The sequence below is a fragment of the Bremerella sp. P1 genome (assembly GCF_028748185.1).
In the GTDB taxonomy this organism is placed as follows: Bacteria; Planctomycetota; Planctomycetia; order Pirellulales; family Pirellulaceae; genus Bremerella.
In genome coordinates, this window is sequence record NZ_CP118164.1 from 3,024,148 (window position 1) to 3,037,590 (window position 13,443).

A 13,443-nucleotide genomic window follows, 5' to 3' on the forward strand; every position below is an offset into this window, starting at 1 on the left:
TTGTAACTAGTGAGAAACATTATCCACAAAGACCGTAGGCTGACTGACAGGCAGGCGGTTCCTCTAACACCTCCAAGTCAGTCTCCTTACCTCCCCTGGCAGTCATTGGCCACTCAACCACCTCGTCAATCCAGTTGATATCCTTGCCTGGGACTTTAGGCTTAAAGAATGGCAGCCCAGTCTTCTTCTCCCACTCACGCACCTTGTCGATCATCTCAGGGAAGCGGCGCGCCCAGTTGCGCACATCAGCCTTCTTTGAGTTGACGCAAGGTGCGCACCCAACCCGCTCAAAGCCGAGCGTATAAAGTTCATTCACTCGCTCGTTGTAGGCGGCCACATAGGCAAAGCACATCTCCTTTGTCCAGTCGATGATTGGATGACGTAGTGTCACACCAAAGAACTCATCCTCACACTCGTGCGGTCGCTTCGCACGCTTGCTGCTCTCATCCCATCGCACGCCTGCATAACGCACGAACTCCAGCCCCTTGTCGATAATGTTCTCACGAATCCAGCGCTGCTGCGGGTAGAGCTTCAAGTGCTCTGTGCAGAACTGAATCCTGCTGGATGGAAAGAAGCCCTTGATGTTGGCCAGGACATCAAATGTGAGCTTGTCATCAGGATTCAGGGCAAGCTCCTTGATTCGCTGCTGCACTGACGGGCGACGAGTCCCCATGTCACACACCAGTGGAGTGACCTCATGCACATGGTGCACATTCTCGCTGTACCAATGAATAAACTCGGTGGTGAGTGGGTGCTCATTGCCACCAGCATCGCTATTGAGAAGGATCACATCCTCTGCTGGGTAGCGATTGAGGAGCCACCTTGACGCAGCCTGTGAATCAATCCCACCAGAAAACCCAAGTATGTGCTTTGTGGCCACTAATCACTCCTCACTAGTTGATAACGACAAATTAAATAAAGAACTGCGATCAGCACTTGGCAGCAGTTCCCTGTCCCTCACCTCAGGATCATAATCAGTGCGTGTGATCTTGACCTGTCTTCCAGAGACAAGCCACATACCATCTTCACGCTTCACTAGAATCACATGGCCTCGGGTGGCTTTCACATGGCTCCACATGCACCAGGCAGATACCCTGTAATCACAGGAAGGTGGGTGCCAATTCCAAGAGATGCACTGCTGCATGATCTCTCTGCCGTAGGAGTCACAGTAGGTATTGATCTCCAGGAGATCACACTGTGCTGTGTGATGAGAATCACATGGACAAGAGGAGAACAGCAGTGCGGTCAGAAGGAGCATGTGATTATTCCCCAATCAGTGCGACCATCTTCCAGAGATTTCCTGTGATGCGCGCAGTCAACAGGTTGATCTGACTGGCCAACTCCTCACGACTAAGATCGGAGCTTGCCTTTGTTTCATCTGGCTTAGTGCCGCGCAGTAGTCCTTCAAAGTCCATGTGATTACCTACGCCTCAAATTTGCCAGTTTCTGCATAGTGCTTGAGAATGCTGGCCAGTTCGCCTGCACGCTCCTGGTCTAGGGCAACGCTGGATTCCTCTGGTTCAACTGTAAAGCAGAGATGGTCAACACCATTGTACTTCACTGCCTCTACGGTCAACGTGTCACTCCATTCATCACAGCAGTGTAAGACCACTTGGCGAAGCGGCTTTAGGCACTCACCCTTGTACTCAAGCTCAATACCTTCCATCACAACCCTCCAAAAACAAAACAAACAAACCCAACGCATGTGATTCTATTCCTCACTACTTGAGAACACAAGCAGAAATAAAAAGAAATCGCATTTGCCTCAGTCTCACCTCCACACTACTCACAATCACAGAGCATGTGATCACCAACAACACACAATAATCACATGGTGTGAGGTGGAGTGAGAATGGCTTCATGGGAGTGTCGAAGAACATGTGATTACTCCCTGGTGAGCTTTAGCCACACCTGCTCATTAGCTTTGGCTAGTGCTAGATTGCTCGGTGTGGATACGCAGAGCATCTTTTGAGGAAGGCTTGTTGCTCGTAGAGCAGCGTTTAAGCAGTTATCAATAGCACCCCCTGGTGGATCATCAGCAAACTCACTAAAGGCATTAACCCACAAGGCCATCGACTTAAGACTTACACCAGACAACTCTTTCATGTGATTACCTGCCATCAACAAAAGACCATACTGTGGCCACAAAGCAAAGAAAGCACAAAGAGCCAAATGACACAGCTAAATAAAACATGTGATCACTCCCTTTCACTTGGGTAGGTACATACCAGCACCATCAGTCCTTGGCGCAGAACTCAAAATAAAAAAGCCGTAGGTGGCTAACCTGCCTTCTTGCATCCCCAGGGCATCCACCAAGGGGTGGGAGCAGTGTTGATAACGCGCAGTAGCTGGTGAGACATACTGCACTCACACACACGTCCTGGGAGACTCCCAGATCGCACTGCTGGACTTGGACTGCTCTCTGCTCAACTTACTTCATCACGACCGTGAGACATGCTCACAGAGGCTCAGAAGGGATCACAGGGCATAGCCATATCTGACGTGATCCACCTGGCGACAAATGGATCGAGTGTCTGACCAGCTCAAAGGCTCATCCTCTAGACACAGTGCTCAAACGCGAATGAAGGCGCTTCCCTAGTGAAATTTGTTACCCGCGCTCACAAGGCGGTGCGTGTGGGCTTGTGGCCCTTATGGCAGGTACGCATGTGCCAGAGGTCGCAAACAGAGCGACTATCGCATAACCACTGATTATACTCACTACTGGGAATCTGTCAAGAGCAAAAATGGTGCCGAGTAGTGAGAATCACCAAAATAATTCAACTATTTCTGGTCGTATTGGGATCACGTGAATCCCCAGTGTCGCGGTAACTGTGTTATCAAATTGACAGCTTTGTATACCCTTGGTGGGTGGTAAGTCGTTGTGGGGTGGGGAGATGAGTGTTTGTCTAGGTGGGGGTACTAGTAGTATATCGTGACGGGCGCGGGGCGGGGGTCGATTCCAAAATTCCGCCTGGCCAGCCTGAAATTGCTGAAGAGTGTCTTTTTGAAATCCCTTATACGGCAAGGGTTTGCGTCACCCTCAGTTGTGGCTAGTCTCAATAGGGAGCTGACACGGTACTCTGATTCGGTCGCACGATTTTGGGGTGTTTTTAGGATGTGTATCATTTTGATACACTAGACCGATCGGTCTATACTTAGTGTGCTAACGACATTACCCACCACTTCCACCCCTTCCACCATGTCTCACAACCCACGTGTCCACCTTCACCGTTCATTCCCACACACCACAGCAAGCCCAGCAATTCCAGTTCATTTTCTCACTACTTGACATTCTCAGTATTGACAAACGACCACAGTGTCGATAACTTGTTATGTACTGGGATCGACAACCCGAGCGAATTACCACCTAATGTCGAAACGCCCGCTAGGGCGTCTGTGGACATGACAAACCCACACTGACGAGACACGTCACACAATCACACAAGGAGAAATCACATGACACCGAGAGTCTACATTGCTTGCTTGGCAAGCTACAACAATGGCGTCCTTCATGGGCGATGGATTGACGCCGATCAGGAACCTGACGAGATCCAGGAAGAAATCAATGAGATGTTGCGGGAGAGCAGGTTCCCCAACACGATGGTTGAGTGTCCAGAGTGCGAAGGCACCGACGATGAGTGTGAGCTGTGCAAGGGCACAGGCGAAGTGCCCTCAGCTGAAGAGTGGGCGGTTCACGACTATGACGAGATGATCAACCTAGGCGAATACCCCAGCCTGGACGACATCTCTCGCCATGGCCTGGCCATTGCTGAACATGGTGACGCCTGGAAAGCCTTTTGTGATCACTTCGGTGACGATGTAACCGAGGAACAATTTCAGGATGCCTACTGCGGCCAGTACCGCTCAGAGGTTGAGTATGCTGAACAGCTGGTCGACGATTGCTATAACATCGACGAAATGATGGGCAATCTCTCGCACTACTTCGATTATGAGAAGTTTGCACGCGATTTGTTTATCTCGGATTATTACCGTGACGATGATACTGGTCACGTGTTTCGGAGGGACTTCTAATGATATCCCCCTTGCATCCACTTACAGCCAAGTATCAAGGCATGCTTGACGCTATGGCACATGGTGAGCATGAATCAGCTCGACCACTAGCCATCGAGCTACAACGTAAACTAGGATCGCGAGACATACCTGGTGTATCACGTGCGTCCGCAATGAGCCATGTGATTATTACTCTCAGTCGTACCTCATGGCTGGAGGATCAAGCATGCTCTACCCAGTAGTTACCACCCTGATCATCCTAGCCATGCTAGGGATGATCGCCTGGATTGAAAACTAACCACAATCAACCCTCACAAGTCCATGTGATTTGTGGGGGCTATTGTTGCTAGTTTAATTCACACAGGAGAAAAGAGCGATGAATGTTTACCGCATTGAGAATGAAGGCCGAACATGGTTTGCTGTGGCCAGTATCGCCTCTGATGCCATACGTGCATGGCGGAATGAAGTGAATAAGTTTATTGATCCTGACGAGGTTCACATGGTGTCCCGCGATGTGATTGTGGGGGATTAGGTTTGCATGTCCATTATTATCTATGTACGCAAGAGCCCTATCCCCTCTTGCGTTGACAAGGACAATATCCAGCGCTCGGTCGATCAACAGCTTGCCGAATGCTACGCCTATATAGAATCACGCAAGCTAGGCCCTGATGTCATCGAGATTATCGATGGTGACGTTAGCGGCAATGTGCCCATACGCGAACGTGAGCAAGGCAGGCGGTTGGCTGACATCCTGGAGAATGCCACCTTCAATTGGCACATTGTAACTTATGCCCTGGATCGTGTTTCTCGCTGTCCAGACTACGACCAAGGCATCCTCTTGGACTGGATATCCGAGGGGCATGAGTTCCACCTGGTGAATGAGGGTGGCTGCACCATAGATGGCTCTACGGCCACAGGACGCTTCCTCTTTCGAATGCGCATGATCATGCACGCATTTGAGCGTGAACAGCTCTCGGAGCGTGTCTCACGCGGTAAGAGGCATTGGCACAAGGACCATTCCAACGTGGCACCGTTCGGCTACAAGCTGGATGAGAACAAGCTGGTGCTGGTAGATCCTGAAACCCACCCCATCGTGGAAGACATTATGGGTATGCGAGAAGATGGTCTGAACCTCAGCCAGATCGCATCTACCCTCAATGACGATGGCATCCCTGCACCCAAGGGCGGCCAGTGGCGACACAGCACAGTCAGTAAGATTGTGAACCGAGAAGAGAAGAAGCGTGATGAAGCCCTTTTAAGTACAATGGAGGATTGACCTGTGGAGATCATTAAGCGAGGAAAGCCGCCCTGTGACAGAGACTGGTTTGGTAGTTGTCATGCTTGCGGATCAGAGATGCGTGCAAAGCAATCTGAGCTAAAGAAAGTCGAGGAGTGCATTCGCGAGAAGTATGAATTTGCTCACGCGAAGTGCCCTGTCTGTGGTGCTGACTTTGTTCTTTACCCCAAGGAGGACTAGCCCGCCCCCACTTGTTACAATGTGATTAGGTGTTGGCCTCGTTGGCCTCTCCTGTGTGATGTCAGGCGAAAGCCTGACAGGCCAGTAAGCGTGAGCTTACTGTGAAAGCCCATGGGCAGCGGATTTTGTCACCCGTTTGCCCATGGGCGATTTTATGATCACATTGCTAGGTGGTGCTATGCGGTTTGCAATCGGTTCGATCTTCTTCTGGATTGGTTTCGTCCTTTGGATGATATTTCCCCTGTGGCTAGCAGCCATCCCCATGAACATGGTTTCCAGCCCTTACGCGTGGTGGCAGGATCTCCTGGGTGGCCTGGTGGGTATGGTTATTCACGCCACGCTCGCCTCTCTCTTCTACGGCCTCTCACTGCCTATTCTGAGAGGCATCAAAGACACACCCTGAGCAAAAGTGTGTACAAACGGTGTGTACAGTAGAGGTGTGTACAACGATTTGAGCCTATGTTTTTCCGTGTAAAACGCAATTGGCAACAAAAGGTCTTCGGAACCGAGGGTTGGGGGTTCGAGTCCCTCCTCCCGTGCTTAGCATAAGCCACGCGAATGATCGCGTGGCTTTTTTTCGGCGCGTCTGGAAGCCATTCCCTGACGGATTCTTCTTCTACTGGCCATCCGAAGCTGCATCAGTTTGCGTGGCTTCTTCTTGTGCCGCTTTTTCGCGCTGCTGAGCTTCTTTCATTTTGATCAGTACCTGAGTTTTCCAGAAGATGTAATAGAAGATCGGAAACGTGATCGCGGTCACCAGAAGTGCTCGCAAGATGTCCCCATCGGATCGGTACAAGATGAAGGCAAACCCAAGCCCGCTCATGATCGCGCTTTTCACGAGTGGGGACATTGGTTTATTAAGCGGGTTATCCTTTGCGGCTTCGTCAGCCGATTTCGTTGGTTGATCCATGGTGCGATTTCTAGATGAAGAGCTTCTGTCGAAAGCAGCCGGCAGAGACAGCCAATCGCTTAAATAGCGAAGGCGTGATTATACCGGCGCCGGAAGGTCGCGTCGGCAGAAAATCCACGTCGCACCAGCAAAGCCCGCCAAGCCGCCACCGGCGAGGAAACTCAGATAGGCTAGCCCGCCAAGTTTCCACTCTTCCTGCGACTTCTGAAACAGAAAGCTCCACGCACCATCTTTTGTATTGACGGCGTAGCTGACCAAGACTTCCGGCTCGTAGAGCGAGAAGATCGTCGTGTACTTAAGCCAGGTCATTTCTTCCAAGGATAGGGACAAGACACGCAGCATCAGCTGGATGATCAGAAACGCGGCCGCAATCGCGATCGTTCGCCAGCGATACTGATCCCACGAAGACATCAACGTCGTGAACCCGGCAAAGAAGATACCCAGGCCAAGTAGGTTCAGGGCCGACGGGAACATGTCTTCCTTGTCCACGAAGTCGGAAAGTGGCACGCGCGTCGGAGCATTAGCGTCGCGCGTAAACGGCACTTCCACTTCGATCTTAACCAGCGGGATCTGCATCTTGATCGGCTGATTTTCTCGTTTGACGGTCGTCGTCTCGATACCACAGGCGAGACCCGCATAGGCACTCGCCGCGATGACCATGGCACCGATCAACGTGATCAGGTTCTTGCTCATCAGGTACTGGAAACGGCTGACTGGTTGGGACAGCATCATTTCCATGGTCCCTTTGCCGAGCGGACCGCTAACCGTATCGCTTCCCCGGGCAATGCCCCACACGACGATCAACAGAATGACCATCGGCTCGGTAAATGTGAATGCCACACGACCAGGGTAGGTCAACGCTTGCTCGAAATCGACGGCCGAAAAGTTCTCGAACTCGGGGCGGAGAATCTCGAGGATCCCTTGGAAGCGGCTCATATCGATTCGGCCGACAATCCATACCCGCACCCAGCAGAACGCGAAGAGCGCGATCGAGCAACCGAGCATCAGCAGACGCGACTCGCGCCAAACTTGCCGTAACATGGCCAGGTTCATGCCGCGTGCTCGCTTACCGGGGCGTGAAATCGGTCGTATACCTCGCGAAGCCCCATTCGCGTGACTTTCAATTCGGTTGACGGCAACTGCGTGATCCAGGCCATCACGTCGCGAAGTTCCCCCTCGGTTTCCAGCCTAACGGTGTGCCCGTGCTGTCGGGCAGAGATCACGCGATCGCGAATGGCTTCGGGAACGCGAGGTAGTGGCTGCACCATCTGAAAGACAACCGAATGCCGTCTGGCTAGATCTTGCAGGCACTGATCGTGAACGATCTTTCCTTGCCGCATGATGATCGCCCGATCGCAGATGTCTTCAATCTCGGATAAAACGTGCGAGCAAATGACGACCGTTCGGCCTGACTTGTGAGCCTGACCGATCATGCGGATCACTTCGCCCCGGACGTTGGGATCGAGGCTGGTCGTTGGTTCGTCCATGATCAACATCGGAGCATCCGTTGCCAAGGCAATCGAGAGCCCCAGCTTTTGTCGCATCCCGGTGCTCATGTAACCGACGCGACGCGATGTGTCCAAATCCAGTCGCTTGGCCGTCGCGTAGGATCGTTCTCGGTTGCCGCGCGGATGGATATCGGCGAAGAAATCGAGAACCTGTTTCCCCTTCATTTCGCCAAACAAGCGAACATCGCCCGGTAGATAGGAAACGAGGCTATGGACCGCTTTCTTCGCCTTCTGGCAATCTTGTCCACCGATCTCGGCGTGACCATGCGTAGGCCGCAGGAAGCCCATTAAGATTCGGAAAAGAGTCGATTTACCTGCTCCGTTGGGGCCCAAAACACCGCAGCACTCCCCCTGGGCGACCTCGATATTAGCGTGATCGAGGGCCAGAAAGCTGCCGTATCGTTTTGTTAAATCGTATGTCTTCAGCATGGGCGCAAGCGGGGCTACACAGTTAGTACCGCTGGAAACCGAAAAAGGTTTTCAGGAATTAACCGCGCCGATTTTGGCAGACTGCCAGCACTGAAGATAGTGGACGACCGGCATCCCCTTCCTCTGAGCGGGAAGGGGACGAGATACATCTATTAGCGATTGAACAGAAATGCGGGGCTGTTGATCAATGCCCAGGCCAAATCTTGGAGGCCGGCCAAGCGTCGATTTTCATCGAGCGTTTTGGCCTGATTCAGCTTGGCTTCCAGGTCCTTTAGCAACGCATCGCCCGAGATATACATCGAAACCAGCTTCTGGGTTTCTTCCTCGCTCCGCTGATCGGCCGGCTTGGCAATGATCTGGCGAATGTCAGCCGGCAGGTTGTTTTCCAGGCGAACCGGACGCTCGCTGGAAGTGGCGGACAGGCGGAAACGACCCAAAAGGTGCATACTATCTTGATACTGCTGATCCATTCGCACGACCAGCTTGGCACCTTCCGGGATGACTACGTCTCCGTCCACTTCAAACAGTGCCGAATGCTTTTCGCCAAAACGTGGACTGACCGCCCAGCCGCTGCCTGGATTGCCGTCGACCGCCCCGCGGACATCCCAATTGTCCTGAGAAAAGGTCGCTTCGGCCCGGTGGAACGAGACCTCGGGGCCTTCGCTTCCGTCGGCAAGTCGCACCTGAGCTTTCAGTTCATTCAAGACGAAGTTGCCGTTTTGGGCTCGACCGGGACCCTTGGCAGGTAGGGCATCGTCCGGCAAAGCTTCCAGTCGCAAGCCGGTCAGTGGGCCGGCCGCGATTTCGTAGATCACTTCGTACTCGTCCTTGGTAACAGGCCCCGTCGCCAAGATCGATTGGTCTTCCTTCTTTTCGAACTTCACGCCGGCCTTGGAGGTACCTTCGAGCATGGTCAAAGGTGTCCAGCTGGCAATACGTCCGAGGGATGCTTCCCACTGCGGCATCTTGGCCATCAGTTGCTGGCGATGCTGGTCCAAGGCCTTCTGGGCGACGTCCAGGTCAGGGGTTGGTTCGTTCATGAGTTCGACGCCCAGCTTCACTTCTTCATCACTGGCATGCCGACCGAGGAAACGCAAGAATATTTCATCGACCAACGCACGGTCATCGGTGACTTCGGTGGCCAGCTTGGTCAGGGCGTTGTTCTTGTCGGCGATGGCATTGCTGATCACAGGACCGTTGACCAGTTTCATCACAGGGCCGAGCATCACGCCGGTGGCTCGTTCACATTCACACGAACTCTCTCGAGCCGGTTTGCCAAAGTCATCCAAAAACGGAATGTTGATATCGGTGCCAGGCAACTGAGCCGCGCGGAAACCGCTGGGAAGTTGCGGCAAGTTGTAGCTACTGCCGGTCACTTGATGGATTGAATCGAACAGCACTTCCGCCGGCAATCGTCGCGGCATCGCGTGCGAGAAGTTAATCGAGTCGTCCTCGTTCCACTTGTTGGTGGCAATCGATTGCTGATAGGTCCGCGACTTACAGATTTCACGAACGATCTGTCGCGTGTTGAAACCACTATCGATGAAGCTTTGGGTCAACGCTTCCAAAAGCATCGGGTTGGTCGGCGGATTACCGGCCCGGATATCGTCGATGGGTTCGATGATTCCGCGACCCAGCAAATAGCCCCACATGCGATTCACGTAGCTGGAAGCGAAGTACTGGTTTGAGGGATCGGTCAGCCACTCGGCGAGTTCTTCCCGTCGCGTTCCATCGTCGTGAGCCAGGTCGGCCTGGTAAGGAAACTCAGGCGGAGTTACTTTGCCGGTCAACTGGTGCTTCACTTCGCCGCTGCCGGTATCGTAGATTACCTCGACCAGCGGCGTAGCTCCTTCCACGGCCGAACCGCCAATTCGCTGTCCGGCGAAACGCTTGTCTTCCTTTCGTCCAATCTGCGCGAAGAAGGCCGAAAGGTTGTAATACTGATTCTGTGTCCAACGCTCGAACGGGTGGTCGTGGCACTTGTTGCAATTAAAACGGACAGCCAGGAACAACTGCGTGGTGTTCTCCATCGTGTCTTCCGGCGTACGCAGAATCTTGTAGTAGGCGCTGGCTGGGTGATCGATCGTCGAGCCTGACGCGGTCAAGATTTCGTAGACCATCTGGTCATACGGTTTGTTGGATGCGATCGAGTCTTTGATCCAGTTACGCAGCGCGTGCACGCCAGGATCGCCAAGGTACTTCTGGTTGACCTGAAGCAGATCGCACCACTTGTTGGTCCAGTATTCGACGTAAGGGCCACTGCCGATCAGCTCGTCGATCAACGCGTCACGCTTTGCTTGCGAGGGACGCTTGTCGTCGAGGAACTGGCGTGCCTGATCGGCCGTTGGCGGAAGCCCCGTCAGGTCGAGGTAAATCCGGCGAACGAATTGGTCATCCGTACAAAGGCCGGAAGATTGAACGTTCACACGCTGCAGCTTTTCGTCGACCAGTTTGTCAATGTAGTTGTGTTGCGGCTGTTGGACCCACTCGAAGCCAGTGCGGTCGCCCATCACGGTTACCGTGGTCGCATCGTAAGCACCGTCATAGCGGGCCAGCACGGGGGCTTCGCCGCGGCGGAGAAGTTTCAACACGCCATCCTGATCGGCCGAGGCGACTTCGATATCACCACTCTCGATAAACGCGTCTGCCGTGACATCCACAATGCGACCATCGGTCAGCGTGGCATAGATGGCGAACTGCTGCGACATGCCCGGCAGCGGCACGGTCGGATTCGAGGGGTAAATCTTGATCTTCTCGACCTTGGGAGATTCAAGATTCAACTGAACACCACCAGCGATCCAGTTTTTGAGGATCTCGTATCTTCGTTCACCTGGCTTGGTCAGTTGGCCGCCAACATGGGGAACAGCGCCGGAGGTCTTGAGCAGCATCAGGCTTTGATCTGGGAAGGCGCGATTGAAACGGCGGCCGGCAATGTCATCGACCAGCGCTCGGTGATCGTAGGTGGGATCGTAGCCGCGGAGTGAGAGTTTGAAGCCGTTCTTGCCATCTTTGGCACCGTGGCACGTTCCCTGGTTACAGCCCATTTTGCTCATCGCTGGCGTAACGTCTCGAATGAAATCGGCCTCGTACGCGGCGTGAGAATCTTTGACCTCAACCGGGATCTTCAGCTCTTGCCCTTCGACCATGAAGACCAGTTCGCCAACGGCGTCCTTTTCAGGCGTAACCAAACCACGAGGCGTGATGCTAACGGCGTCCCACTGATCGATTCGCTGGGCACTCCGTGTCAGGTCGACCTGCTCGCCACTTTCAAGTTCGGCGGTAATCAAGATCTGCGCGTAGGCGAAGGGGCCCTCGAGCGAGACCTTCTCGGGGAACGCGGTAATTCGCTGAACGTTCTTCCCAGGCGGGATCTTATTGCTCGCATCATCCGCCAGGCCAACGGTCGTTAAACCGAGGAAAACAAAGCAAGCAAGGATGGATTGGAGATTCATCGAACGAAGTCCTATCGAGAAAAATCGCCGGTGCGACTATTGATTCGAGGCGGTCTGGGGCGTGATGGGAACGGCTGGGAATTGCTTCAGTTGCTTGCCTGTTTCCAGGTCGTGCAGGAGCACTTCGCCGTCAAATCCAACTGATGCAATTCGTTTGTTGTCGGGGGAGATACTGATCGAATAAACCGCATGTAGCGGCGCCCCCATCGGGCCTTCGAGTTCCAGCACTTTCTTTCCGTCGGCAACGGTAAAGACATGGATGTGTCCGGTTCCATCAAAGCTGCTGCATGCGACCGCTTTCGCGGCATCGGAAGTGAAGGCAACGTCGTAGATCCGACCGGGCATTTCCGGAAAGTCTTTGATCTTATTAAAGTCGTCGCCAATCTTGCGGGCTTTCTCACGGAATAAGCGATAGATCTTAGGAACGCCGTCCGCACCGCCGATCAGCACCTGGTCTTCGTTCGGGCGACGGGCAACCGCGTTGATGCCCCCCTTCAAGGCGCCAGGGGTGATGCTGGTAACGTTATCAACAAAACGTTGGGTCTTCACTTCGTACAACTTCACGGCCATGTCGCGACTGACCGAAACGAGATGGCTGCCGTCTTTCGAGAAGACCGTATCCAAGGCCCAGTCTCCGTGAGCACCATTGAAGAAGACTTGTTGGCCGCTCGTCGCGTCGAAGCCGCGTACGGAATTGTCTCCGCAACCAATGGCAATCAAGCTGCCGTCTGGGGACCAGCTCGCGCCGTAGACGTTGTCGTACGAAACGGGTATCGAGTAAGCTAACTTTCGATCGGCCACATTCCAGACTTGGAGCTCACCCAGTCGACCAGGCGAACCGCCGGCAACCGCCAGCAGTTTTCCATCAGGGGAAAACGCAAGCGATTCGATCCGTTCCGACATACCAACCAGTCGGCCGGCGATGCCGCTGCCGTCTGCGTTCTGCAGCAGCACTTCGTGATAACCAGAAACCGCGAGAAGCTGGCCATCGGGCGAGAAGGTCACGCTGGTAAGCACCGGCGGACGGACGTAAGTCGGAGGGTGCTCGGCGTCATACTTATCCTTCGCCGAATCTGGCGTATCGTCTTTGGCTCCCTGAAGGATCCAGGTCAGGATGATCTTCTGGTCTGCTTCCGATAGTGGCGGCTTACCTTTGGGCATCTCCGCTTTGCCATCGACCGGTGTGATGAGTTCCACCAGGTAGCTTGCCGCGGGGTCGACGGCCACGATGGCTTCGGAGCCTGATTCCCCACCGGTCAGCAATGACTGGTGATCGGTCATCAGATAATCGCCTCCCCGTTTTGCCGGTTGGTGACATCCCTGGCAATTGCCTTGCAGGATGGGGCGTACGTCGCGGTAGTAGCTGACTTGGTCAGCCGATTCAGGAGTGGCATCTTCCGCCATTGCCATCGCAGGAGACGCGATCAGAATGACCAGCCATATACGCAAAGCAGGCATGTAGCACCTGGAAGGTTTCTCGGTGAGGATCAGTCGGGAAAAGGAAGGATCGACGACAAGGGTTTGTCGGGAAGGGAAAAGGCCGTTGCGCTCGGCTAACGACCTCGTTTCAAGTGTAATGGAACGTTTGCCCGATTTGCAAGTTTATTTGCCTGGAAGCTGGTCGGCAGGCGTCGCTTCGCGCCCACGCCTGGGGGC

At 53.8% G+C, this 13,443-nt stretch carries 13 protein-coding genes; 5 read left to right on the forward strand and 8 right to left on the reverse strand.

Annotation, left to right across the window (positions count from 1 at the left end; all coding sequences use genetic code 11):
* Positions 1–19 precede the first annotated feature (19 nt).
* The 3 genes from PSR63_RS12680 to PSR63_RS12690 all read right to left on the reverse strand — a co-directional run bounded on the left by PSR63_RS12680 (position 20) and on the right by PSR63_RS12690 (position 1,666).
* A complete protein-coding gene (locus tag PSR63_RS12680; protein ID WP_338000671.1) occupies positions 20–790 on the reverse strand; it encodes a phosphoadenosine phosphosulfate reductase domain-containing protein in 771 nt (256 codons plus the stop codon).
* A gap of 472 nt (positions 791–1,262) precedes the next feature.
* The gene (locus PSR63_RS12685; protein ID WP_274333822.1) at positions 1,263–1,415 is read right to left on the reverse strand and encodes a hypothetical protein; all 153 of its coding nucleotides are present in this window, start codon (positions 1,413–1,415) and stop codon (positions 1,263–1,265) included.
* Between the two features lie 8 nt (positions 1,416–1,423).
* Positions 1,424–1,666, reverse strand: coding sequence for a hypothetical protein (locus PSR63_RS12690; RefSeq protein ID WP_274333823.1), 243 nt, complete (start codon positions 1,664–1,666; stop codon positions 1,424–1,426).
* Positions 1,667–3,456: 1,790 nt separating this feature from the next.
* Between PSR63_RS12690 and PSR63_RS12695 the strand changes: the two genes are divergently transcribed.
* From PSR63_RS12695 to PSR63_RS12715, 5 genes are all read left to right on the forward strand, one after another.
* Positions 3,457–4,032, forward strand: a complete 576-nt coding sequence (locus PSR63_RS12695; protein ID WP_274333824.1) for an antirestriction protein ArdA — start codon at positions 3,457–3,459, stop codon at positions 4,030–4,032.
* A 355-nt stretch (positions 4,033–4,387) separates the two neighbouring features.
* Entirely contained in the window at positions 4,388–4,543 is a 156-nt protein-coding gene (locus PSR63_RS12700) for a hypothetical protein (protein WP_274333825.1), read from the forward strand.
* A 6-nt stretch (positions 4,544–4,549) separates the two neighbouring features.
* Positions 4,550–5,287, forward strand: a complete 738-nt coding sequence (locus tag PSR63_RS12705) for a recombinase family protein (protein WP_274333826.1) — start codon at positions 4,550–4,552, stop codon at positions 5,285–5,287.
* Between the two features lie 78 nt (positions 5,288–5,365).
* Positions 5,366–5,488: a hypothetical protein gene (locus tag PSR63_RS12710; protein WP_274333827.1), complete on the forward strand. Its 123-nt coding sequence runs from the start codon at positions 5,366–5,368 to the stop codon at positions 5,486–5,488.
* Between the two features lie 178 nt (positions 5,489–5,666).
* Positions 5,667–5,891 carry a hypothetical protein gene (locus tag PSR63_RS12715; RefSeq protein WP_274333828.1) on the forward strand — a complete coding sequence of 75 codons (225 nt, stop codon included), beginning with the start codon at positions 5,667–5,669 and terminating at the stop codon, positions 5,889–5,891.
* Positions 5,892–6,104: 213 nt separating this feature from the next.
* Here the strand turns inward: PSR63_RS12715 and PSR63_RS12720 are convergent, their stop codons facing one another.
* From PSR63_RS12720 to PSR63_RS12740, 5 genes are all read right to left on the reverse strand, one after another.
* Positions 6,105–6,398 (reverse strand): hypothetical protein, encoded by a 294-nt coding sequence (locus PSR63_RS12720; RefSeq protein WP_274333829.1) that lies wholly within the window; start codon positions 6,396–6,398, stop codon positions 6,105–6,107.
* 78 nt (positions 6,399–6,476) lie between these two features.
* Positions 6,477–7,451, reverse strand: coding sequence for an ABC transporter permease subunit (locus tag PSR63_RS12725; RefSeq protein ID WP_274333830.1), 975 nt, complete (start codon positions 7,449–7,451; stop codon positions 6,477–6,479).
* Complete coding sequence (locus PSR63_RS12730) at positions 7,448–8,335, reverse strand: ABC transporter ATP-binding protein (RefSeq protein WP_274333831.1); 888 nt, start codon at positions 8,333–8,335, stop codon at positions 7,448–7,450. The genes PSR63_RS12725 and PSR63_RS12730 overlap by 4 nt, the downstream gene beginning before the upstream one ends.
* 152 nt (positions 8,336–8,487) lie before the next feature.
* Positions 8,488–11,787 carry a DUF1549 and DUF1553 domain-containing protein gene (locus PSR63_RS12735; protein ID WP_274333832.1) on the reverse strand — a complete coding sequence of 1,100 codons (3,300 nt, stop codon included), beginning with the start codon at positions 11,785–11,787 and terminating at the stop codon, positions 8,488–8,490.
* Positions 11,788–11,823: 36 nt separating this feature from the next.
* On the reverse strand, positions 11,824–13,245 hold the full coding sequence (locus PSR63_RS12740; RefSeq protein ID WP_274333833.1) for a c-type cytochrome domain-containing protein: 1,422 nt from the start codon (positions 13,243–13,245) through the stop codon (positions 11,824–11,826).
* Between the last annotated feature and the right edge of the window lie 198 nt (positions 13,246–13,443).